General features: G+C 73.0%; 22 protein-coding genes. 14 read left to right on the forward strand and 8 right to left on the reverse strand.

Going from position 1 to position 22,748, the window contains the following annotated elements; translation table 11 throughout:
- Positions 1-30 precede the first annotated feature (30 nt).
- The 8 genes from ACBJ32_RS21240 to ACBJ32_RS21275 all read left to right on the forward strand — a co-directional run bounded on the left by ACBJ32_RS21240 (position 31) and on the right by ACBJ32_RS21275 (position 4,924).
- Positions 31-234 (forward strand): helix-turn-helix domain-containing protein, encoded by a 204-nt coding sequence (locus ACBJ32_RS21240; protein WP_080042755.1) that lies wholly within the window; start codon positions 31-33, stop codon positions 232-234.
- A gap of 5 nt (positions 235-239) precedes the next feature.
- On the forward strand, positions 240-701 hold the full coding sequence (locus ACBJ32_RS21245) for a Clp protease N-terminal domain-containing protein (protein ID WP_375128171.1): 462 nt from the start codon (positions 240-242) through the stop codon (positions 699-701).
- Between the two features lie 46 nt (positions 702-747).
- Positions 748-1,512 (forward strand): class I SAM-dependent methyltransferase, encoded by a 765-nt coding sequence (locus tag ACBJ32_RS21250; protein ID WP_375128172.1) that lies wholly within the window; start codon positions 748-750, stop codon positions 1,510-1,512.
- Entirely contained in the window at positions 1,496-1,867 is a 372-nt protein-coding gene (locus ACBJ32_RS21255; RefSeq protein ID WP_357874044.1) for a VOC family protein, read from the forward strand. Before ACBJ32_RS21250 ends, ACBJ32_RS21255 begins: the two co-directional genes overlap by 17 nt.
- Positions 1,868-2,005: 138 nt before the next feature.
- Complete coding sequence (locus tag ACBJ32_RS21260; protein ID WP_375128173.1) at positions 2,006-2,308, forward strand: hypothetical protein; 303 nt, start codon at positions 2,006-2,008, stop codon at positions 2,306-2,308.
- 92 nt (positions 2,309-2,400) lie between these two features.
- Positions 2,401-2,601: a hypothetical protein gene (locus ACBJ32_RS21265; protein ID WP_357874038.1), complete on the forward strand. Its 201-nt coding sequence runs from the start codon at positions 2,401-2,403 to the stop codon at positions 2,599-2,601.
- A 2-nt stretch (positions 2,602-2,603) separates the two neighbouring features.
- A complete protein-coding gene (locus tag ACBJ32_RS21270) occupies positions 2,604-3,485 on the forward strand; it encodes a sulfite exporter TauE/SafE family protein (RefSeq protein WP_375128174.1) in 882 nt (293 codons plus the stop codon).
- Between the two features lie 53 nt (positions 3,486-3,538).
- The gene (locus ACBJ32_RS21275; RefSeq protein WP_375128175.1) at positions 3,539-4,924 is read left to right on the forward strand and encodes a tetratricopeptide repeat protein; all 1,386 of its coding nucleotides are present in this window, start codon (positions 3,539-3,541) and stop codon (positions 4,922-4,924) included.
- Here ACBJ32_RS21275 and ACBJ32_RS21280 read toward each other — a convergent pair whose 3' ends face one another.
- The 3 genes from ACBJ32_RS21280 to ACBJ32_RS21290 are packed head-to-tail and all read right to left on the reverse strand — an operon-like array spanning position 4,925 to position 7,896.
- A complete protein-coding gene (locus ACBJ32_RS21280) occupies positions 4,925-5,293 on the reverse strand; it encodes a VOC family protein (protein WP_375128176.1) in 369 nt (122 codons plus the stop codon).
- 58 nt (positions 5,294-5,351) lie between these two features.
- The gene (gene ald, locus ACBJ32_RS21285) at positions 5,352-6,461 is read right to left on the reverse strand and encodes an alanine dehydrogenase (protein WP_375128177.1); all 1,110 of its coding nucleotides are present in this window, start codon (positions 6,459-6,461) and stop codon (positions 5,352-5,354) included.
- Positions 6,462-6,513: 52 nt separating this feature from the next.
- The gene (locus ACBJ32_RS21290) at positions 6,514-7,896 is read right to left on the reverse strand and encodes an aspartate aminotransferase family protein (protein WP_357874023.1); all 1,383 of its coding nucleotides are present in this window, start codon (positions 7,894-7,896) and stop codon (positions 6,514-6,516) included.
- A 253-nt stretch (positions 7,897-8,149) separates the two neighbouring features.
- Here ACBJ32_RS21290 and ACBJ32_RS21295 point away from each other — a divergent pair, with 253 nt between their 5' ends.
- Positions 8,150-9,505: a dipeptidase gene (locus tag ACBJ32_RS21295; protein WP_375128178.1), complete on the forward strand. Its 1,356-nt coding sequence runs from the start codon at positions 8,150-8,152 to the stop codon at positions 9,503-9,505.
- Positions 9,506-9,597: 92 nt separating this feature from the next.
- On the opposite strand, the gene ACBJ32_RS21300 is transcribed toward ACBJ32_RS21295, so the two are convergent.
- Positions 9,598-10,083, reverse strand: coding sequence for a carboxymuconolactone decarboxylase family protein (locus ACBJ32_RS21300; protein ID WP_375128179.1), 486 nt, complete (start codon positions 10,081-10,083; stop codon positions 9,598-9,600).
- 127 nt (positions 10,084-10,210) lie between these two features.
- On the opposite strand from ACBJ32_RS21300, the gene ACBJ32_RS21305 reads away from it, so the two are divergent.
- A complete protein-coding gene (locus ACBJ32_RS21305; protein WP_375128180.1) occupies positions 10,211-10,342 on the forward strand; it encodes a hypothetical protein in 132 nt (43 codons plus the stop codon).
- 14 nt (positions 10,343-10,356) lie between these two features.
- On the opposite strand, the gene ACBJ32_RS21310 is transcribed toward ACBJ32_RS21305, so the two are convergent.
- On the reverse strand, positions 10,357-11,136 hold the full coding sequence (locus tag ACBJ32_RS21310) for a polyprenol monophosphomannose synthase (protein WP_375128181.1): 780 nt from the start codon (positions 11,134-11,136) through the stop codon (positions 10,357-10,359).
- A gap of 81 nt (positions 11,137-11,217) precedes the next feature.
- Between ACBJ32_RS21310 and ACBJ32_RS21315 the strand changes: the two genes are divergently transcribed.
- Complete coding sequence (locus tag ACBJ32_RS21315) at positions 11,218-11,415, forward strand: hypothetical protein (RefSeq protein WP_375128182.1); 198 nt, start codon at positions 11,218-11,220, stop codon at positions 11,413-11,415.
- A gap of 197 nt (positions 11,416-11,612) precedes the next feature.
- Here ACBJ32_RS21315 and ACBJ32_RS21320 read toward each other — a convergent pair whose 3' ends face one another.
- From ACBJ32_RS21320 to ACBJ32_RS21330, 3 genes are all read right to left on the reverse strand, one after another.
- Positions 11,613-12,920 carry a ferric reductase-like transmembrane domain-containing protein gene (locus ACBJ32_RS21320; protein WP_375128183.1) on the reverse strand — a complete coding sequence of 436 codons (1,308 nt, stop codon included), beginning with the start codon at positions 12,918-12,920 and terminating at the stop codon, positions 11,613-11,615.
- Positions 12,921-13,274: 354 nt separating this feature from the next.
- Positions 13,275-13,778: a pyridoxamine 5'-phosphate oxidase family protein gene (locus ACBJ32_RS21325; RefSeq protein ID WP_375128184.1), complete on the reverse strand. Its 504-nt coding sequence runs from the start codon at positions 13,776-13,778 to the stop codon at positions 13,275-13,277.
- A 54-nt stretch (positions 13,779-13,832) separates the two neighbouring features.
- The gene (locus tag ACBJ32_RS21330) at positions 13,833-14,306 is read right to left on the reverse strand and encodes a cysteine dioxygenase (RefSeq protein WP_375128185.1); all 474 of its coding nucleotides are present in this window, start codon (positions 14,304-14,306) and stop codon (positions 13,833-13,835) included.
- A 167-nt stretch (positions 14,307-14,473) separates the two neighbouring features.
- On the opposite strand from ACBJ32_RS21330, the gene ACBJ32_RS21335 reads away from it, so the two are divergent.
- The 3 genes from ACBJ32_RS21335 to ACBJ32_RS21345 all read left to right on the forward strand — a co-directional run bounded on the left by ACBJ32_RS21335 (position 14,474) and on the right by ACBJ32_RS21345 (position 22,742).
- Positions 14,474-15,334 (forward strand): LysR family transcriptional regulator, encoded by an 861-nt coding sequence (locus tag ACBJ32_RS21335; RefSeq protein ID WP_357873991.1) that lies wholly within the window; start codon positions 14,474-14,476, stop codon positions 15,332-15,334.
- Between the two features lie 64 nt (positions 15,335-15,398).
- Positions 15,399-16,025 (forward strand): LysE family translocator, encoded by a 627-nt coding sequence (locus ACBJ32_RS21340; protein ID WP_375128186.1) that lies wholly within the window; start codon positions 15,399-15,401, stop codon positions 16,023-16,025.
- A 99-nt stretch (positions 16,026-16,124) separates the two neighbouring features.
- Positions 16,125-22,742: a hypothetical protein gene (locus ACBJ32_RS21345; RefSeq protein WP_375128187.1), complete on the forward strand. Its 6,618-nt coding sequence runs from the start codon at positions 16,125-16,127 to the stop codon at positions 22,740-22,742.
- Positions 22,743-22,748: the final 6 nt, after the last annotated feature.

Consider the following 22,748-nt stretch of genomic DNA (forward strand, 5'->3'; position numbering starts at 1 on the left):
GAATCCGCGTTGTCAATCTAGCCTGACAACGTGGACGTTACAGAGCTGACCGAGCGGATCCGCGCCAACGACCCCGCGATGGGGCTCCGCGCGGTCGGGGCGCTGCACCGGCTGGCCGAGCAGGTCGAGGCGGTGTCCGTGGCGCTGGCCAGGGAGCAGGGCTGGACCTGGGAGCAGATCGGCGACGCGCTCGGCATGTCGCGACAGTCGGTGCACGCCAAGTACGGCAAGTGAGGGGGATGACGATGTTCGGCAGGCAGAAGAGCCCGGTGACGGTGATCGTCAAGGCCGCGTTCGAGGAGGCCAGGCTGCGCGGTGACCGGCGGCTGGGCACCGAGCACATGCTGCTCGGCCTCCTGCACCACGACGAGTCGGCCCGGGCGCTCGGCGTCGGGCTGGAGGCCGCCCGCGCGGCGTTGGAGGAGCTCGACCGGGCCGCGCTGCGCATGCTGGGGCTCGAGGTGGGCGAGCCGCCCGACACGCCGCGCAAACACCCGGCGGTCCCCGCCACCGCGCTCACCTCCAGCGCCAGGGCCGTGCTCAACGACGCCATCAGGGCCACGAAGGCGAGGACCAGGGACGCCGAGGTGCCCCGGCACCTGACGCTCAACCTGCTGGCGCGCAAGCGGCCCGACCCCGTCGCGCAGCTCATCGACCAGCTCGGCATCGACCGCGCGGCCGTGCGCCACCGCATCGCCTGACGAAATGTGGTTGATCTCCTGGCCCGGCCGCTGACAAGGTCGGAGGATGCGGCGCACGTACGACGACCTGGTCCGCGAGGCCGACACCGTTTCCGTGGCCGGCTGGGACTTCTCCTGGCTCGACGGCCGGGCCACCGAGGAGCGGCCGTCCTGGGGTTACTCCCGGCTCCTGGGTGAGCGCATGGCGCGGGCGCGGGCCGCGCTCGACATCCAGACCGGCGGCGGCGAGATCCTCGCCGGCCTGCCCACCCTGCCCCCGATGACCGTCGCCACCGAGTCGTGGCCGCCCAACCTTCGGCTGGCCGCCTCCCGGCTGCGCCCGCGCGGCGCGTGGGTGGTGCACGACGACGAGGAGCCGCGCCTGCCGTTCGCCGGCGCGGTCTTCGACCTGGTGAGCAGCCGCCATCCCGTGGCGACGTGGTGGGCGGAGATCGCCCGCGTGCTGCGGCCCGGCGGCTCCTACTTCTCGCAGCAGGTCGGCCCGTGGAGCGTCCACGAGCTGTCCGAGTACTTCCTCGGGCCGCACGAGGGCGGTCACCGCGAACCCGCGCACGCCCAGGCCGAGGCCGAGGCCGCCGGGCTGGAGGTCGTGGACCTGCGGTCCGAGCGGTTGCGGATGGAGTTCCGCGACATCGGCGCGGTGATCTACTTCCTGCGGAAGGTGATCTGGATCGTGCCGGGCTTCTCGGTCGAGCGTTTCCCTGACAAGCTGCGCTCGTTGCACGAGCGGATCGAGGCGGAGGGGCCGTTCGTGGCCCACTCCGCCCGGTTCCTGATCGAGGCGAGGAAACCCGATGGCCCGACTGCATGACGTGGTGGTCGACTGCCGGCATCCGGCCTCGCTGGCCCGGTTCTGGGCGGCGGCGCTCGACGGGTACGCCGTGGCGCCGTACGACGAGGCCGAGCTTGCCCGGCTGCGCGAGCTGGGCGTCGAGGACCCGGAGGACGACCCGACGGTGCTCGTCGAGGGCGGGCCCGTGCGGCTGTGGTTCCAGCGGGTGCCGGAACGCAAGATCGTCAAGAACCGGCTCCACCTCGACCTGCGGGCCGACGACGTCGACTCGGAGATCGACCGGCTGGTGGACCTGGGGGCCGAGCTGCTGCAGACGCATGACGACTGGGTCGTGCTGATCGACCCCGAGGGCAACGAGTTCTGCCTGGCCTGACGGGCGGCGCCCTACCCCCGCTGTCGTACGGCGGGCCCGCCTGAAGCACTCCCTCGGGAGCAGCGCGAGCAGAGCCCGCCGTCCGATTCGCCGCGCGGCTCCTCCGGCGACCCTGGAGGCACACGTCAAGGAGGAGACATGAACACTCTGATCATGGCGGGCCCGCACTGGGGCGCCGCCGGCGGCGTCGCCCCGATCTTCCCGATCGTCTGGGCCCTGCTCTGGGCCGGCTTCATCGCGCTGGCCGTGGTGAGCTGGCGGAGGGGCTGGTGGGGGCCGCGCCGGGCGCACGCCGCCGCCTCGCCGACCGCGTCCGCCGCCTCGGCGGCCTCGCCGACCGCGTCCGCCGAGCGGATCCTCGCCGAGCGCTACGCTCGCGGCGAGATGACCGACGACGAGTACTTCGAAAGGATGTCTGTGCTCAGGGGCGGTTCATCCTAAACATCACTATCAGTGCGACAACTGTCACTGGCCGCATCCAAGGGGTCGCGTTACCTTGCGAGTAACCGGCCCGAGAGAGAGTGAGGACGAGGATGCGGTCCATCGCCAAGTTCTGCGGCCAGTGCAGTTGCGGATGTCCCGAGCTGTTCGTCGACGAGACGGCTCCCGCCGAGCGCCAGGTCGTCATCGTGGACGACTTCGGGCAGCGCGTGGAGATGAGCCTCGACCAGTTCGGCTCCATCGTCGAGGCCGCCAGGAGCGGCTCGCTCGACGACCTGGCGTCCGCCCGCTGACCGTGCAGACCCTCACCCTGCTGGCCGGCGGGGTGGCCGCCGGGCTGCTCGCGGGGACCGCCACGTGCACGGCGGCACAGGGCGGGCTGCTGATGGGCCTGGCCGACGGCCGCGGGGGGCGCGACCCTTCTCTGGTGGGCTGGTTCCTGGCGGGGCGGCTGGCCTCGTACACCGCGGCGGGGGCGCTGCTCGGGCTGCTCGGCTCGGCCGTCAGCCTGCCGCCGCAGGCCAGGGCGGTGCTGCTCGTCGTGGCCGGGGTCACGGTCGTCGGCTTCGCGATCCGGCTCATGCGGCGTACGGGCTGCTCGGCGCCCGAACCGCCTGCTCCGTCCCGGTTCAAGGCGCCGCTGCTGGGCGCCGCCACCATCCTGGTGCCCTGCGGCGTGACGCTCGGCGTCGAGATGGTCGCCGTCTCCAGCGGCTCACCGCTGGCGGGCGCGGCGGCCATGGCGGGGTTCGTGGTCGGCACCGCGCCGGCGTTCGCGCTGCTCGGGTACGTGCTGCGGCGGGTCTCCCGGACCCGGCTGGCCCGGTGGGCCGCGATCGTGGCCGTGGGCGCCGGCCTCTGGACCGCCGGGACCGGCGTCAGCCTCGGGGGCTGGCTCGCCCAGGCCGGAACGCCCGCCGCGGCGGGGCCGGGAGCGGAGACGGTCACCGTGTGGGCCACGCGCGACGGTTACCGGCCCGCCATCGTGACGGCGCGGGCCGGGGTGCCCGTCGAGGTGGTCTTCGAGCTGGTGGACCGGGGGTGCACCGGCACCGTCTCGATCGGCGGGCGCGACGTGGCGCTCCCCGCCACCGTACGGCTGCCGCCGCAGCCCGCGGGCTCCCTGCGGTACGTCTGCGGCATGGGCATGTACGCGGGCTTCATCCACTTCTCCTAGAGGCTTCGGCGATTACGGTTCGCGATCGGGCGATCACGTGTCAGTCTGTCGCCATGTCCTGGCTAGGAGAGGTGGCGGTGCCGTCCGTACCGGCGCCGCGCGTGGGAGACGAGCCCGAGCTGATGGCCGCCGCGCAGGCGGGCGACGTCCAGGCCGCGCACCGGCTCGGCAAGCTCTTCGCCCAGCACGGCGACCGCGCGGCCGCCCGCCACTGGTGGGAGCGCGCCGCCGCGGGCGGCAACGTCGACAGCGCCTACAACCTGGGCATCTGGCACGAGAAACACGGCAGCCTTGAGGACGCCGTCACCTGGTACGAGGCCGCCGCCGGCGCCGGCGACGCCGAGGCCGCCACGAACCTGGCCCTGCTGCTGCTGGAGCAGCGCGGCGACGTCGGGGCGGCCAGGGTCTGGTTCGAGAGCGCGGCCGCGGCCGGGTCCAGGACGGCCGCCCGCCGGCTGGCGCTGATGTGCGAGGACGCGGGCGAGCTCGGCGTGGCCCGCGAGTGGCACCGCAGGGCGGCCGAGGGCGGTGACGCGGCCTCCGCGCACGACCTGGGGTTCCTGGCGTACTGCGCGGGCCAGGACGCCGAGGCCGTGCACTGGTGGGAGTGCGCCGCCAGGGGCGGGCACGCCGACTCCGCGTACTGCCTGGGCCTCTACCTGCACGCCAGCCGCGACCCCGAGGGCGCCGAGGCGTACTACCGGCTGGCCGCCAGGAGCGAGCATCCCGGCGCCGCCTCGCGGCTCGGCGGCGTGGCGCTGTCCAGGGGCGACCTGCGGGCCGCGCGGGCCTGGTTCGAGCAGGCCGCGAACGCCGGCCGGGCCTACGACCAGCGGATGGCCGGGTTCGTCTGCGTGGAGCTGGACGACACCGCGGCGGCCAGCCACTGGTTCGGGCGGGCGGCGGCCGGCGGCGACGCCGAGTCGGCCTTCAACTACGGGCTGCTGCTCATCGCCGAGTTCGGCGACCTGGCGGGCGGGCAGCACTGGTTCAGGCAGGCGGCGCGGGCCGGGCACCACAGGGCCGCCGTCGAGCTGGGCGGGCTGCTGTCGGTGGCAGGGGAGCACGGGGAGGCGCAGGAGTGGCTGGCCGACCCGCCGCCGCCCTCCTGGGCCCGGCCCGCAGAACCCGAGCTGACCGCCCGCGCCGAGCTGGCCGCGGCGGCCACCGGGCGGCGGGACGGGGTCCAGCTCGAGGTGGCCGACCTCGCCGAGGTGCTGGCCACGTGGGACCTGGTGACCCGGCCCCTGCACGATCATTCGGACGTGCTGGCGTGGCTGGTGGAGCGGAGCGGGGCGCACGCCAGCGCGGTCGAGCACCTGGCGTCGGTGCGCGGGGCCCTGGTGCGGCCCGGCAGCGCGCCGTGGCCCAGCCCCGGCGAGCTCCAGCACGTCCTGGTGACGGCCCGCGACCTGCGCTGGCGGCTCGGCATCCGCTGACTAGCGCTGCCCCAGGTGGAACAGGTGGCCGTCGTCGTCCTTGAAGACGGCCGACCAGCCCCACGGCTGCCGGTTCGGCGGCTGGGTGAACTCGACGCCGCGCGCCGCCAGCTCCTGGTGCGTCTTGACGATGTCGTCGGCGTGGAACATCACGTAGTTGGGCAGGCCCTCCACCAGCGCCGGCCACTTGGGATCGGCCTTGGCGATGACCAGGCGGGTGCCGCCGGCGGGCGGCTCGACCTCGATCCAGCGGTGCTCGCCGTACGGCATGTCGCGCACGATCTCGAAGCCCATCTTGCGGCTCCAGAAGTCCGCCGCGCGCTGCTGGTCCTCGACGTAGACGGTGACCTGGCTGATGCCGAGCGTCATCGCTCCTCCTCAGGTGGCCTCAGGTGAGGGGCACGACCGTGCCGTGCCCCTCACCCCATCACACCACCTCGGCGACCGGCGTGTACGGCAGGCCCAGCGCCTGGGCGACCGGCTCGTTCGTGAGCTTGCCGCCGTGCGTGTTGAGCCCGCCCGCCAGGCCGGCGTCGCTCTTGACCGCGTCCCGCCAGCCCAGGTTGGCCAGCTTCACCGCGTACGGGAGGGTCGCGTTGGTCAGGGCGTACGTGGAGGTGTTGGCCACGGAGCCCGGCATGTTCGCCACGCAGTAGAAGACCGACTCGTGCACCTTGTACGTCGGCTCGGCGTGCGTGGTCGGGCGCGAGTCCTCGAAGCAGCCGCCCTGGTCGATGGCGATGTCGACGAGCACCGAGCCCGGCTTCATGCGCGCGACCAGGTCGTTGGAGACGAGCGTCGGCGCCTTGGCGCCGGGGATCAGCACCGCGCCGATGACCAGGTCGGCCTGCAGGACCTCCTGCTCGATCGCGTACGCGGTGGACACCAGCGTCTTGAGCCGCCCCTGGTAGACGGCGTCGATGGAGCGCAGGCGGTCGATGTTGGTGTCCAGGACGGTGACGTCGGCGCCCATGCCGACGGCGATCTGCGCCGCGTTCAGGCCGGAGACGCCGCCGCCGATCACGACCACCTTGGCGGGGGCCACGCCCGGCACGCCGCCGGGCAGGATGCCCCGCCCGCCGTTGAAGCGCATCAGGTTGTACGCGCCCACCTGCGGCGCCAGGCGGCCGGCCACCTCGGACATGGGGGCGAGCAGCGGCAGCGCGTTGCCCACCTGGACGGTCTCGTAGGCGATGCCGGTGGTCCTCGCGCTGAGCAGCGCGTCGGTGCAGGGCCGGGATGCGGCCAGGTGCAGGTACGTGAACAGCACCAGCCCCTCGCGCAGCCGGTGGTACTCCTCGGCGATCGGCTCCTTCACCTTGAGCACCATGTCGGCCTCGGCCCAGACGACGTCGGCGCTGTCGAGGATCTTGGCGCCGGCCGCGAGGTACTCCTCGTCCGTGATCTGCGAGCCCAGGCCCGCGCCCCGCTGTACGGTGACGTCGTGCCCGTTGCGCACCAGCTCGTGCACGCCTGCCGGGGTGACGGCGACGCGATACTCGTGGTTCTTGACCTCGGCTGGAACGCCGATCTTCATGGCGGTGGATCCTTTCGGGAACCGGCACTCCGTCGTACCGGATTGAGGGGTGTCAGAGCTGAGCCCAGGCTTCGGCGAGCACGCCGCGGAGGATCTCTCCGATCTCGTCGAACTCCTTCTGCCCGGCGATCAGCGGTGGGGCGAGCTGGATGACGGGGTCGCCGCGGTCGTCCGCGCGGCAGTAGAGGCCGGCGTCGAACAGCGCCTTCGACAGGAACCCGCGCAGCAGCCGCTCCGACTCGTCGGCGGAGAACGTCTCCTTGGTGGCCTTGTCCTTGACCAGCTCGATGCCCCAGAAGTAGCCGGAGCCCCGCACGTCGCCGACGATCGGCAGGTCGCGCAGGTCGTCGAGGGTCTGCTTGAAGCGCGGCTCGTTCGCCGTCACGTGGCCGAGGAGGTCCTCGCGCTCGAAGATGTCGAGGTTGGCCAGCGCCACGGCGGCGGAGACGGGGTGACCGCCGAACGTGTAACCGTGGGCGAACATCGTGTCGCCCCCCTTGAACGGCTCGAACAGCCGCTCGTGCGCGATCATCGCCCCGATCGGCGAGTAACCGCTGGTCATGCCCTTGGCACAGGTGATGATGTCCGGCACGTAGTCGAACTTCTGGCCGCCGAACATGGTGCCCAGCCGGCCGAAGGCGCAGATGACCTCGTCGGAGACGAGCAGGACGTCGTACTCGTCGCAGATCTCGCGCAGCCGCTGGAAGTAGCCGGGGGGCGGCGGGAAGCAGCCGCCCGCGTTCTGGACGGGCTCGGCGAAGACGGCGGCCACGGTGTCGGGGCCCTCCATCTCGATGGCGCGGGCCACCCGCTCGGCGGCCCAGAAGCCGTACTCCTCGGGCGTCATGCCCTTGACGCCGGTGATCTCGTCGGCGCGGTAGTGGTTGGTGTTGGGGACCCGGACGGAGCCCGGCACCAGCGGCTCGAACATCTGCTTGAAGGCCGGGATGCCGGTGATCGACAGAGCGCCCTGCGGGGTGCCGTGGTAGGCGATCTGGCGGCTGATGACCTTGTGCTTGAGCGGCTTGCCGATGAGCTTGTAGTACTGCTTGGCCAGCTTCCAGGCGGTCTCGACCGCCTCGCCGCCGCCCGTGGTGAAGAAGACGCGGTTCAGTTCGCCGGGGGTGTGGGCGGCCAGGCGCTGGGCCAGCTCTGCCGCCTTGGGGTGAGCGTAGGACCACAGCGGGAAGAACGCCAGTTCCTGGGCCTGCTTGGCGGCGGCCTCGGCCAGCTCCTGCCGCCCGTGGCCCACCTGGACCACGAACAGGCCGGCCAGACCGTCGAGGTAGCGCTTGCCGTGGATGTCGTAGACGTAGGACCCCTCACCGCGCACGATGGTCGGGATCTCGGACTGCTGGTACGCGCTGTGCCTGGTGAAGTGCAACCACAGGTTGTCCTGCGCGGCCTTCAGGACGTCGTGTTCCGGCTGCGTCATGGTTATCTTCCCTCGTGTCTGAACTAGCCACAGTGTGACGCTTCACCTGCGAGTTTGCCAAGCGAATCGGTCGCAGCACTATGCAAGAAAATCGGGATCCGCAGAAGCGGTATGTAACAACAACGAAATCCGCAGGTAGATTAGCGCGCGGGTCAAGGCCGCCCCAGCATCTCGTTTCCGCAGCACAGGGCCGGTTGTGATCCAATGGACGAATCGCTGTGAATAGGTGAAGAACGACCCCGGGGGACCCTCCGTGACTCCAGACCAGATCGAGAGCGCCGTCGCCGCCGCGATGCCACAGGCCGTAGAGGAGCTGAAGCGGCTCGCCGCCATCCCCTCCGTGGCCTTCCCCGGGCACCCGGAAGAGCCCGTGTTCGCCGCCGCCGCCATGACCGAGGAGCTGCTGCGCTCCACCGGCCTGCCGCGAGTGCAGCAGGTGGCCGTCGAGGGCAGCTTCCCGGCCGTCTTCGGCGAGGCCCCCGCGCCTCCCGGCATGCCCACGGTGCTCCTGTACGCCCACTACGACGTGCAGCCGGCGGGGGACCCGGCCGCGTGGCGTACGCCGCCGTTCGAGCCGACGCTCATCGACGGCCGCCTGTACGGGCGCGGCACCGCCGACGACAAGTCGGGCATCATCTCCCACATCACCGCCCTGCGTACCTTCCAGGGCCGGTTCCCCGTGGGCATCAAGGTCATCATCGAGGGCCAGGAGGAGTACGCCGGCGACCGGCTGGAGGCGTTCGTCGAGCGCAACCCCGACCTGCTGCGCGCCGACGCCATCGTGGTGGCCGACACGGGCAACCCGCGCGTCGGCGACCCGTCCGTCACCACGTCGCTGCGCGGCATGGCCGCCTTCACCATCGAGGTCCGCACCCTGAAGGAGGCCGTGCACAGCGGCTCCTTCGGCGGCGCCGCCCCCGACGCGCTGGCCGCGCTCATGCGCATGCTGACCTCGCTGCACGACGACAACGGCGACATCCGCGTCCCCGGCCTGCCCCGAGGCTCGTTCCTCGGCCAGGGGCCGTCGGAGGAGGAGTTCAGGCGCACCGCCGGGGTGCTCGAAGGGGTGTCGCTGGTCGGCTCCGGCTCGCTCGCGGACCGGCTGTGGTCCTCGTACGCCATCACCGTCACCGGCCTGGACGTGCCCACGGTCTCGGGCGCGGTCAACGCGGTCCAGCCCGCGGCACGCGCCCGCGTCACCGTCCGCGTCCCTCCGGCCGGCGACCCGAAGACGACGGTCAACGCGGTCGTGGAGTTCCTGCGCCAGGTGGCGCCGTGGGGCGTGCAGGTGTCGTTCGGCGACTTCACGGTCGGCTCCGGCTACCAGGCGGACTCGGGCGGCAAGGCCCGCGCCGCGCTCAACCGCGCCATGGAGCGCGCCTTCGGCCGCCCCCCGCGCGACGTCGGCGCCGGCGGCTCGATCCCGCTGGTCAACACGCTGCTCCGGCAGTTCCCCGCGGCCGAGATCCTGCTGTTCGGGGCGGAGGACGAGGAGGCGGCGATCCACGCGCCCAACGAGCGCGTGGACCTGGAGGAACTGCGCAGGGTGGCCACCACGGAGGCCCTGTTCCTCCAGGAGCTCAGCCTCCCGTCAGCCCTCGGCGTGTAACCACGGCTGTTCGCGGGGTTACCGGGGCGGGCCGCCGGCGCCCGCCCCGGCCCCGGATCGGGATGACCCTGGGCCGGGATCGCGCCGCCGGCTCAGCTCGACGCTCCGCTGAACATGCCGGGCTCGTAGGAGCCTCCCTGGTTACGCGTGATCACGTTGAGCCGGTTGGCCGCGTTGATCATGGCGATCAGGCCGATCAGCCCGGCGATCTGGTCGTCGTCGTAGTGCTTGCGGGCCTGGTCCCAGGTCTCGTCGGACACGCCGAGGTGGGCGTCGGCGAGCCGGGTGCCCTCCTCGGTGAGCGCCAGCGCGGCCCGCTCGGCCTCCGTGAACACGGTGGTCTCGCGCCAGACGGCGACCAGGTTGAGCCGGACCGAGCTCTCGCCGTCGGCCGCGGCGTCCTTGGTGTGGGCGTCGAGGCAGAAGCCGCAGCCGTTGATCTGGCTGGCGCGGATCATCACCAGGTGCTGCGTGGTCTTGGGCAGCGACGACTGCTCGATCGCCGTGCTGACGTTGTAGATCCGCTTGAGGATCTTGGTGCCGACCTCGTTGGCGAACAGGTTGAAGCGCGGTTCCATGACATCGTCCTCGCTGCTGGACTCGTGCGCCACGCGGATCGTTCGCGCGGCGTTCTGACGCCATGGAGATGCCGGCCGCCCGGTGCTTGTGACAGCGCGGTCCTGTGAGGTACGCCACCGGCCGGGGATGTCACGAAGTGGCCGGTGGCAGCGGGGTCGTGCAGGCCAGATCGACGACGGGCTGGTCACCCGGCTCTACATCGTGCGCAACCCCGAGAAGCTGTCGCGGGTGCGGCAGGAGACGACGGTGAGCCGCTGAATCCCAGCGATCCGTCACCGCCGCCGTTGCCTGCCGAACCGGAGGGCGAACGGCGTGAGCATCGACTCCACCTGCACCGCGAAGCTGATCTTGCTGGAGCCCGCGTTGCGCTCCTCGAAATGGATCGGCATCTCGACGATCGCCCGCCCCAGCCGCTTGCACCGGTAGTTCATCTCGACCTGGAAGCTGTAGCCGTCGCTGCGGATCGCGTTCAGGTCGATGCCTTCGAGCACGTCCCGGTGCCAGATCTTGAAGCCGCCCGTGGGATCGCGTACGGACAGGTGGAGGATCGTGTTGACGTAGAGGCCGGCGAACCGGCTCAGCAGCCGCCGGTGCCAGCCCCACTGCGTGGACAGGGAGCCGCCCACGACGTACCGGCTGCCGATCACCACCCCGGCCTGCGTGGCGAGGATCGTGCCGAGCAGGTGCGGGATGTACTCGGGACGGTGGCTCAGGTCGCCGTCCATCTGCACCACGTACTCGTCGCCGCGCCCGAGCGCCTCCTGCATCCCGGCGATGTGGGCGCGCCCGATGCCCTCCTTCACCTTGCGGTGCAGCACCACCATGCGACCGGGGCGCTCCTCGTTCGCGTGCTTGGCGAGGTCGTCGGCGAGCGCGCCGGTGCCGTCGGGCGAGTCGTCGTCGGCGATGACCAGCCGGAGGTTGGGCAGGTCCAGCGCGAAGATCCGCTCCGTCAGCTCGCCGAGGTTGCCTGCCTCGTTGTACGTCGGCACCACGACCGCGACGCGCGCCTCCCGCCAGGGCGACGGCAGCGACCAGGCTCCTTCGTTCACGACGCTCTCCTTGTCCGGGCACGGTGGCCCCAACACCCTACGGGGCCGCAAGATCGGCCGCCGCAGGGATCGGCTCAGCGGGTGGCCACCGTCCTGATCGGAAATTCATGGAACCGCCGCCCGGCCCGCGGCAATCACTGCTGTCATGACGGCAAGCAGGATCCGGACGACCACCACTACGTGGGGGTGAAGGTGGTGGACGCCGACGGCGGGGCCGTGGGCCTGTCGGTGCTCAGGTCCGGGATCGAGGACAAGCCGGGCGACGTCCCCCGCTCATGAGCCCCGGTTCACGAGTGACAGCAGCCGTTCGGCCTGGCGCCGGTCCCCCGCGGCCAGGGTGGGCAGATCGGGCGGTCCTCCTCGGTCAGTTCTGGATGGCCGCGAAGGCCAGGCAGGCGAGCACCAGGATCAGGCCGGCGACGACCGTCATCCGGGTCATGTAGGCGTGGCGCACGGCTTCCTCCGGATCGGGCGGCTCAGACCCATGCGAAGCGTTCGGTGTGGATGCGGTCGGCGGGTATGCCGATCTCCGGGATGGCGGCCTCCATCGCGTCGAGCATCGGGTTCGGCCCGCAGATGAAGAACTGGAAACGCGGGTTGGCGGACGGCAGGTGCCTGCGCAGCGTGCCGGCGTCGATGTAGCCGCTCTCTCCCGTCCAGCCGGGCGGCGGTTGTTCGAGCACGTGCACGACCCGCAGGTTCAGCCGGCCGGTGAGTTCGTCGATCTCCTCGCGGAACGGGATGCTGTCCAAATCGCGGTGGGCGGAGAACAGGACGACCGGCCGCGCGTCGCCGCGATCGGCGAGGGTCCGGAGCATGCTCAGCGCCGGGACGATGCCGACTCCGCCGGCGATCAGGCAGAACCCGGCGCCCTCGTACTGGTCGATGGAGAACACCCCGTGCGGGCCGTCGACATAAACGGTGGTGCCCGGCCTCACGGCGCTGACGCTGGAGGTGAAGTCGCCGAGCGCCTTGATGGCGATGGCGACCGTGCCGTCCGCCTCGGCGCTGGAGGAGAACGAGAAGGGGTGCGAGGTCACCGAGAACGGCGACCTGCCGACAGTGATCCAGGCGAACTGTCCCGGCTGGAAGCGCAGCCCCTCGTGCCCGCGCGGGCGCAGCACGAGCACGGTGGTCCGGCCACGTTCGGGGACCACCTGCTCGACCACCCACGGACGTCGCCACAACCGCAGTGGCCGCACGACCCGGATCCAGAGGAGCAGCCCCACGAACGCCGCCGACATGACCGCCCACAGCACCTGCTTCCACAGGCTGTCGACGTAGTGGTTGACCAGCAGCACGTGAACCAACGCCGCCGTGACCGCGAGCGTCGCCATCACCGTGTGCAGGACCTGCCACACCTCGTAGGACAGCCGCAGGCGTCGTCGCCACACCGAAGTCACCATCAGCACCAGCAGAGCCAGCACCGCGAGCACGGCGAACCGGGCTCTCCACGGCAGCTCGGTCAGGGGGAAGGCGGCGAACACGCCCGGACCCGACAGCGCCGTATGCGTCAGGACGAACGCCAGGCCGACGTAACCGATCTCCCGGTGGAACTGGATCACCGCGTCGGTGCCGAACGGCTCCGCCACGGCACGAACCCGTGCGACGAGGGCGAACTCGATGCCCATCAGGGCCAGTCCGACGAACCCGAGGGCCACCGAGAAGTCGGTCCAGAAGCCCTGCCCCGGACGGCTCACGCCCATCAACGCGAACGCCAGCGGCGCCACGCAGACTCCCAGGAACACGCCGACCCAGACGATCCCCTGTGCCGCGGCTCTCATCCCGGACTCCCCGCGGCCTTACGGACGCACGCCGGAGGAGCCCGGCTGCCGACGTGGCCCGGGCCTGCCGCCACGGCCCTCAGCGGAGTCGCCGGTACGGGCCGCCATCGGGCCCTCTCCGTGTCCGCGACGCACGCCGAACCACCGTCAACACCGCTCACACCCCCGCGATGAGCTGCAACAACTACGCCGTGCGTACCCGTGCGCGCCACGTCGAAACGGCTCCCCGGACGGACCGGAGCAGGCCGGGTCGCGTCAGCCGCCGCTCCGCGCGGCCCTCATGGACAGCCCGGGGTACCCGTGGCCAACGGGCGGCGTCGCACCCGGAGGCCGGGGAAGCCCCCGTCGGCGGCTTCAGCGGAACCGCCACCTGGTCTGGGCGTAGTCGCCCTTGCGGAAGCCCAGCACCTTGGCCGGAGCCACCGCGAACACCAGGGCCTCTCCCCCTGCGACGTTGACGAACACCCCGTCGCCCACGTCGAAGTGCCACTCGCTGGTGTACTTGGCCTCCCACGCGTCGGCCAGCCGCTTGAGCGTGCCCTGGTCCGTGACGCGTTCGGCCGCGCCCTCCACCATCAGGTCCAGGCCCTCATGCAGGGCACTGGCACCCGTGGTGAGCACGCAGTTGGGGTTGGTCTCCAGGTTCCTGGCCTTCTGCTCCTCCGCCCCCGTGCAGAAGTGCAGCGCGCCGTCCTGCCAGACGGCCAGCAGCGTGGTGACGTGCGGGCGGCCGTCGGCGCGCACGGTGCTCAGCCAGTACGTCTCAGCGTTCTCCAGCTGCTCGCGGGCCTCGGCCCACGGGGTGGCGGCGGCGTTCTCGGCGCTGAAACGGGCGTCCAGCTCCGTCGTGGGTTCCATGGTCGCTCCCTTGCATCGGCTGTCGGAGGGACAGACCCGCGGGGCGCGCGGAACTCATCGGACCGGCAGGTCGTACGTCCGCCGCACGCTGCTGCCGAGCCTGCTCACGTCGGCCCCGTACACGTGCAGCGACACCCCCGTCTCCGAGCTGGTGTTGCGCACCTTGTGGATGTCGCCGGGCGGCGCGAACCCGCTGACCTCGCCCGGCCGGTTCTCGGCCCGCCCGATCCGCACCAGGTGGTCGCCCATGTCGCGGTAGAGCGTCTCGCCCTCGATGCCGCTGAGGATGCCGAACGTGCACCACGACACGTGGTCGTGGATCACCGTGTCCTGGCCCGGCCGCCAGACGACGCCGACGACCGAGAAGCGTTCCTCGGCGTGGAGGATGTGGGAGACGTACCGCTCGGGCGAGCCCGCGCGCTCCTGCGGCGTGAGGATGTCGAGCCCGGGAAGGCGCTCGCGGAGCAGTGCGGCGACGGCCAGCGCGGTCGCGTGCCCGTCGAGCCGGCGGTCGACGATCCGCGACACCCCCGAGACTATCGGCTCGAGACCCGGCCTGGTGACTGTGGTGGCGGCGATATCCATGGGATTCCCCTAGGAAAAATCAGTAATTTGCCTTCCCCTCCCACGGTCCTGCATTTCCACCGATAGGTCCAACAGAAGTCTTCTGGTCGATCAATAGATATGATTGATGAATGCTGGATGTCGCGCGCCTGCGGGTGCTCGTGGCCGTCGCCCGCAGGGGCTCGCTGACCGCGGCGGCCAAGGAGCTGCACTACTCGCAGCCCTCCGTCAGCCACCATCTGGCCCGGCTGGAGGCCGAGACCGGGGCCAAGCTCATCCAGCGCGCCGGGCGCGGCATCCGGCTCACCGAGGCGGGCCGGCTGCTGGCCGAGCGGGCCGCCGACATCATCGGCCGGCTCGACGCCACCGCCGAGGAGCTGGCGGCACACGTCGGGCTGCGCTCCGGGCGGGTGCGGCTGGCCGCCTTCCCCTCCGCGCTGGGGACGTTCATCCCGAAGGCCGCCGGCCTGCTGGCCGGCGCGCATCCCGGGCTGCGCCTGCAGCTCACCGAGACCGAGCCGCCGGAGGCGCTGCGGCTGCTGCGGGCCGGGCGGGTGGACGTGGCGGTCATGTTCCGGTACGACGACACCGCGCCCGAGGACAGCGGCATCCACATGGTCCACCTCCTCGACGATCCCAGCTACCTCGTGTCGGGCACGGCGCCCGGCGAGCTGACCGACCATGCCGAGTCCGCCTGGATCGCCGGGTGCGACCGGTGCCGCAGCCACCTGCTGGACGTCTGCGACAAGGCGGGCTTCGAGCCGCGGATCGCGTTCACCAGTGACGACATCGTGGCCGTGCAGGCGCTGGTCGCGGCCGGGCTGGGGCTGACCATGCTGCCCGGGCTGGCGCTGGCGGCGCACCGGCATCCGGACGTGGAGGTGGCGGTGGTGCCGGGCTCGACGAGGCACGTGTACGCGGCGGTCTACGGCGAGCCGCCCTACCCGCCCGCCACCGAAGCCCTGCTCACAGCCCTCCGGCAGAGCCTCTGACGCCCGAGCCCGCGGGTTCGCGGAGGGCCGGTAATGCCGTTGACGCCGGTCCTACGATTGCCCCATGCCGGATATCTCGACACTCGCTGTCTTCTGTGCGGCCACGCTCGGGCTGCTGCTCGTGCCCGGCCCCGCCGTGCTCTACATCGTCACCAGAAGCGTCTCCCAGGGTCGCACGGCCGGCCTGATCTCCGTGCTCGGCATCCACACCGGCTCGATCGTCCACGTCGCCGCCGCGGCGCTGGGCATCAGCGCGCTGCTGGCGGCCTCGGCCACGGCGTTCACGATCGTCAAGTACGTGGGTGTGGCGTACCTGCTCTGGCTCGGCATCCGCAAGCTGATGCAGAAGGGCGGCGGCGAGGAGATCGTCGAGCTGAAGGTGCAGTCGAAGCGGCGGCTGTTCTGGGAGGGGTTCGTGGTGAACGTGCTCAACCCCAAGACCGCGATCTTCTTCCTGGCGTTCCTGCCCCAGTTCACCGACCCCGCGGTGGGGCCGGTCGGGCCGCAGATCCTGGTGTTCGGCCTCGTGTGGCTGCTGCTCGGCATGGCGTCGGACGGCACGTACGCGATGCTCGCCTCCGCCCTGGCCGGCCGCCTTCGGCACTCGGCCCGCGCGCGGCGGCGGCTGGACGTCGGGAGCGGTGTCATGTATCTCGGACTGGCCGCCTGGCTCACGACCGAGAAGGCCTGACAAGCCGGGAAATTTGCCGTCCTTGATGCGATAGTGAGTAGGAGATCAGGCGCTGATCGGGGGCTTATCTTCCGTACGTAGCTGACAGGTAGCGGACCCATGGACACGCCACCACACCGCCTCGGGCTCGAACGGGTCGTCGAGGTCTTTTCCGGTCATGACGACCTCGTCGGCGTGACCGGCTCCGGGTACGCGATCGGTGCCGACCTGGTGCTGACCTCCGGGCAGGTGGTGGACCCCGGCGTGCCCTGTCACGTACGGCCCCCGTGGTCCGGCCGGTGGCTCGCGGCGGAGCCGGTGTGGCACGGGCGTGGCGGCGCGGACGTGGTGCTGCTGCGGGTGTCGGAGGCGGCCTGGGCCGGATTGCCCGGGATCGAGCACAACCGCTGGGCCAGGGTGGCGAGCGGCGGCTCCTATCGCGTGCGCTGCGTGGCCCGGGGCTTTCCGCAGGTCGGGGAGCGGAGCCCGCTGCATGGCGGAGAGCTGAGCGACCTGCGAGCCGGGGAGCTGGGCAGCCTACGTGGCGGGGAGCGGGGCGGGCTGCGGGATGTGGAGACGCTGTCCGGCCTGGTCAGCCCGCCGACCGGCGCGGTGTCGAAGGCGCTGGCGGTGAGCGTGCTCTCGCCCGAGCTCGACGCGACGCCGCCCGCGCTCTGGCACGGCATGTCAGGAGCCGCGCTGCTCGCCGAGCCCGCCGGCCAGCTCATCGGCGTGGCGACCCCTGGCCCCGGCGGGTACGCGCGGCGCCGTCTGGAGGCCGTGCCCGTGACGGCGCTGCTGAGCGACGCGCGCTTCCGCGAGCTGGCGGGCGTGCCGCCGGGGCCGCTGGAGACCGTGTCCGAGCGCGACCGGTCGGTGGCCCTGCCCGCGCTGCTCGGGCCGGGGCGCGAGGGACTGCCGGAGGACTGCCCCGACTGGGTGCTGCTGATGGCTCGGCACGCGGTGGTGCCGTTCCTGGGGCGGAGCGAGGAGCTGGGCACGCTGCGGGCCTGGGCCGCCGAGCCCGTCCCGTTGTCGATCGCGGTGCTGAGCGGGCGCGGCGGGACGGGGAAGACGCGGCTGGCGGGCGAGCTGTGCGTGGAGCTGGTGGAAGCGGGGTGGGATGCCGGGTTCCTGCCCCTGGACGCGGTGACTGCCCTGCTGTCGGGCGAACGTGCCTCGTTCGAGGCGTTGAGGCCCACTCTGGTCGTGGTCGACCGGCCCGAGCGGTCCTCGCCGGTGGTCGGCGAGCTGGTGCGACGGCTGGCCAAGCACGGCCACAACGCCCGCGTACGGCTCCTGCTGCTGGCCCGCGAGCCCGGCGAGGCCGAGTGGTGGCGGCGGCTGGACACGGCGGCGGGCGGCTGGCTCAGGCGGCTCAACACCACGACCGTGCAGCTCAACGCCCATCCACTCACGCTCGCCGAGCGGACCGAGCACGCGCTCGCGGCCATGAAGGCGTTCGCGCCGAGCCGGGCCGCGCTCCCCTCCCCGCCGCGTCTCGACGACCCGGAGTACGGCCTCCCGCTCCACGTCCACCTGGCCGCGCTGCTGCGGTTGCGCGACGGGGAGGAGGAGTCCGGCGGGGAGCCGGACGGGGTGGCGGGCGAGGCAACAGGCCGGCTCCCGGACGGGGTGACAGGCGGGGCAACGGACCGGCTTCCGGACGGGGCCGCGAGGCAGGTTGCGAGCGAGACTGCGGGCCGGGTTCCTGGCGGGGCCGCAGGTGGTGGGGTCGGTGGCGGGCTGGTCGGGCGGTTCCTGGCGCGTGAGCGGGGTCAGTGGGCGCGCGTCTGGCCGGACGGCGAGGAACGTCTCAGCGAGGCGACGGCCCGGCAGGCGGTGGCGGTCCTCACGCTCACCGCGCCGGCCCCGGCCGAACTGCCCGTTCTCCTGACGTCGGTCCCGGGACTCCGCGCCCGCGCCCCGGGCCCGCCGAGCGACGCCGGCGCTCCCGCCCCCACGTCGCCTCTCCACGCGAGCGCTCCGGACCGCACGCCTCCCCACCCCGGCGCTTCGGACCGCACACCGCCTCTCCACCCTGGCGTCCTCGCCGCGGCCCGCTGGTTGGGCCGCCTCTTTCCGAGCTCTTCCGGCTCTCACGGTGGGCGGGCGGCCCCGCTCGGGCCCGATCTGGTGGCCGAGGAGCTGCTGGCCGAGACCGAAGACCTGGGCGCGCTCGTGCTGGCCCTGCACGACCACGAGGGCCGCACGGTCCCCCATCTCGTACGCATGCTGGACGCCCTGCGGCTGTCGGCCGGCAGGGAACCGGTCAGGCAGGCGCTGTGGTCGCTCGTCGCCAGCCGGCTGGGCAAGCTGGTCTCCGAGGCCGTGGCGAACCCCACCAGCGGGCTCGGCGACGCGCTCAACGCCGCACTCATGCTGTTCTCCGGCGACCGGCAGCTCGCGGAGACCGCGGCCGGGCTGCCCGGCTGGCCGACGAGGCGGGAAGCCAGGCTGCCGGACGGGCCAGCGGTGCGGGAGGCGGGACTGCCGGTCAGGCCGGAGGAGCGAGAGGCGGGACTGCCGGTCAGGCCGGAGGAGCGAGAGGCCGGGCTGCCGGTCAGGCCGGAGGGACGGGAAGCCGGGCTGTCGGTCGGGCCGGAGGACGGGCTGGGATGCCGGGCGCTCAACGTGACGCTGGCCGAGCTGGCCGTACGGCATCGGCGCGGCGGCGGTGGGCGGCTCGCGCTGGCCGGGGCGTTGACGTGGCTGTCGGCCGCGCTGGCGGCCGTGGGCAAGACCGGGGAGGCGGTCGTCGCGGCGGCCGAGGCCGTGGAGACGTACGCGGGCGCTCCCCCGTACGAGGAGGCGGCCGGGCGGGCGGAGGCGCTGTTCGGACTGGGGGCGTGCCTGCTGGCCGGCGGTGAGGCGGGCGGGGCGTTCAAGCCCGCGCAGGAGGCGGCGGCCCGGTACCGGATCCTGGCGGAGGAGGATCCCCGCCACGCGGAGCACGCCGCCAGGGCTCACTACAACCTCGCCTGCGCGTTGCTGGAGCTCGGGCGGCTGGACGAGGCGGTGGAGGCGTTCGAGACGGCGGGCGGGAGCGCCGGGTTCGCGTCCCAGGTGCGGGAGGTTCTGTCCGTGCTGCCCGGCACGGTCACCGTCGTCCCGGGCGAGACCTCGCGGCCGGCGCCGCTGACCTCGTTCGACGGCATCGGCGCCGCCGCCGTGCTGCCCGACCTGGCCGCGGGTCTGGCCGCCGCCGCCGTGTCCGCCGTCAGGAACGCCGCCCCCACCAGCAGGGACGTGGCTCACCACCTGCACCTGGCCGCCACCTGGCTGGAGCGGCACGACCGGCCGGCCGAGGCCCGCGCCCCGGCCGCCGAGGCCGTCGCCCGCCTGCGGACCCTGGCCGCCGAGGAGCCGGGGCTGCGCGCCATGCTGGCGTCGGCCGCGGCCGTGCTGTCCAGGCTGCACGCCCGCATGGAGGACCTGGACGCCGCCGCGCGTTCCGCCGCTGAAGCCGTACGGAACCTGCGCGCCCTCGTCACGCTCGAACCGGACGAGCACCGCCCCGCCCTCGCCGACCGGCTTCTCGACCTCGGCGAGCTGCTGCTGATGGACGACCGCCCCGAGGAAGCGCTGGCCCCGCTGCAGGAGGCGATGGCCGTGGTGGCCGAGCGGCGCACGGCCACCACGGCGAGGGGCAGGCGGCTGCTCGGCCTCTGCCTGGACGAGCTGGGCAGGACCGCGGACGGCCTGGCGCACCTGGAGATCGCCGCCGAGCTGTACGACGTGCTGTGCCTCGAAGACGCCTCCTCCTACCTCGCCCACCGCGACGAGGCACGCATCCGGCTGGAGTCCGCCCGGCAGCCCGCCCGCCCCGCCCAGGAGCCGTGGTTGCCGTGGTCGCCGTGGTCACCGTCGATGGCCCAGCCGGAGGAGGCCGTGGACCGGGAGGAAGCCGTGGGCCGGGCGGAGCGGCGGCTCGCCGAGTGCAGGAAGGCCGTCGAGAGCGCCGGTACGCCGGGGATCGAGCAGGTTCATGCGTACCTGTCCGCGCAGGCCACGCTTGCCCGGGCCTGGGCGGACGCGGGGCGGGCGGGGGACGGGTTCGCGCTGGCGGTGCAGGCGGCCGAGTTGCTCCAGCGGCACGCCGCCCCCGACGGGCCGCACGCGATCGCCGTCGGCATGGTCGCCGCGGCCCTCGGGCGCTCCCTCGTCGGGCTCGGACGGCCCAAGGAGGCCATCCCGCACCTGCTCACGGCCATCGAGTCGTACGAGCCGCACGCCGAGGCGAGCGCGGAGTTCCGTACGGAGCTGGCCCGGCTGATGGTTCTGGAGACCGTCGCCCTGTCGCACGCCGCCTGCCCGTCCGACGCGGAGGAGGCCGCGGACCGGGTCGTCGAGCTGTACGAGCGGCTCGTGGCCGAGCACGCCGAGCACCCCGCGGCCCTGGCCGGCGCGCTCCGGCTCCAGGGCGGGATCCGCTTCGCCGGGCAGAACCCGGACGGAGCGCTCCGGTCGGTCACCCGCGCGCTCGGCCTCGTCCCGTCCCCGTCCACGCAGCAGGAACGGCTGCTCGCCGCGACCTGCCTGGAGCTGGCCGGGCTGTGCCTGGCGGAGCTGCACGAGAGCGACGCCGCCCGCGACCGGCTGGCGGCGGGGACCGCGGCGATGGCGCGGCTCGGGAGCGTCCCGCCCGATCTTGCCGGGGTGCATCTGCTGGCGCTGGTGCGGCTGGCCAGGATGCGGGTGGAGGAGGAGGGGCCGGTCGCGGGGACCGCCCTGTACGCCCAGATCCTGGGGCTCCGGCCGCTGCCGGGGCTGCCGGTGCTCGATGCCGTCGTGGACGAGCTGGCCACGTTCGCGGGCGAGGGCGGCGCCCGGCTCGCCGGGGAGCCCGCCGGGGGCCTGGCAGGGCTGCTGGGACCGCTCACGGCGTTCACGGAGGCGATGGAGCGAGAGGTGCCGCTGAGCGGCGCGCCCGAGACGTACGACCGGTTCGGCCGGTGCCTGGCGAGGCTCGGTGCCGCTGCGGCGCGGGCGGGTGACACCGCGAGCGCCGTCCGGATCGGCGAGCTGACCGTGCGCGTCTACCGCGGCCTCGCCCCCGTCTCGCCCGCCTACCGGGAGCCACTCGCCTCGGCCCTGGCCACGCTCGCCGCCCTGCCCACTGCCCTGCTCACTGCCCTGCCCGCCGCCCAGGACGGCGCTCGGGACGGCGCTCGGGACGGCGCTCAGGGCGGCTCCCTGTACTCCGCTCCGCCCGGCGCCCTGCCCGGCATCCAGGACAGTGCCGGCCCGGCAGGGCTCCCTGTGGGCCCGGCAGGGCTCGCCGTGCTGGAACAGGCCATCGACCTGCTCACCCAGCACCAGGACCGCGCGACCGGCCTGGACGGTGAGCGCCTGGGCCGGTTGCTCGCCGGAACCCTGAACCGCTACGCGGCCGAGCTGCTCGACCGGGGCCGCGCCGTCGAGGCGCTGGCCCACTGCGAGCGAGCCGCCGACCTCTGCGACGAGCTGGAGGACCCGGCCGTCGCCGCCGTCACCTACGCGCAGCTCGGCTCCACCCTGGCCGCCCTGGACCGCCCGCAGGCGGCCCTGGAGGCCATCGCCTGGTCACTGGCCGAGCTGGACCGCGCCGAGCTGGCCCGGCCCGGGGTGGACCGCGCCGGGCTAAACCGCCCCGAGCTGGACCGGCCCGGGCTGAGCCACCCCGAGCTGGAGCGAGAGGAGCTGGAGCGAGGGGAGCGCGGTGCGGAAGCCTGGCACGAGGTGCCGGCCGGGATCGATCCGCGACGGGTGCGGGCGCAGGCGATCCAGGTCAAGGGGCGGGTGCTGCGGACGTTCGGCCGGGCGCAGGAGGCGACCGCGCACCTGGTGGAGGCCCTGCGCCTGTTCACGGAGCTGGGCGAGCCGCTGCCCACGGCCGAGACCGCCGCGCTGATCGCCGACGACCTCCTGGCCGCCGGACGCCCGCAGGAGGCCGCCGAGTACGCGCAGATCGCCACGACCGGCCACGAACCGGGCACCGTGAAGCACGCCCTGGCCACCCAGCGCCTGGCCAGGTGCCACATGATGCTGGGCGAGCTGGCCGCCGCGAACACGCTCGTCGAGAGCCTGATCCCGCTGGCCAGACGCTCCCCGGACGACCTGACGCACCGGGCGATCCTGGCCGACTCCCTGGCGCAGAGCTCGGAGCTGATGCCGCTGCTGCGGCTGGACGGCGGCGCGGAGGCCGAGACGCGGGCGCGCGAGGCCATCGCGATCTACGACGAGCTGCTGACCACGGGCATGAACGCGCAGGCCCTGCACACCAGCCGCGCGGGCGCCTGCCTCACGCTGGCCTCGGCGCTGCGGATGCGGGACCTGGCGGCCGAGGCGATCCAGCCCCTGCGGGAGGCGGTGGCGGCGCTGGAGCGGTTCTCGCCGGGCAACCCGATGCAGGGCGGGCTGCTGTCGCGGGCGATGCTCATGCTGGGCGACGCGCTGATGGAGGCGGGCCGGGCGCTGGAGGCCGGGCTCGTCTTCCACCGCAGCACCCAGGTGACGCGGGACGAGCTGACCAGGGCGGTGGCGCACGCCCGGCTCGGCTTCTGCCAGCAGGAGCTGGGCAGGGACGACGCCGCCGACGCCGCCCTGCGCGTCTCCGCCGACCTGCTGCGCGAGCTGCCGGTGGCCGAGCCGGACCTGCTGCGTGACGTGCTGCTCGGCCGGCTGAAGCTGCTGGAGAAGACCGGCAGGACGCACGACGCGAAGGCGGTGGAGGCCGAGCTGCGCCGCCTGAGCTGACGGAAG

The sequence above is a fragment of the Nonomuraea sp. GTA35 genome, assembly GCF_041950525.1.
Taxonomy (GTDB): domain Bacteria; phylum Actinomycetota; class Actinomycetes; order Streptosporangiales; family Streptosporangiaceae; genus Nonomuraea.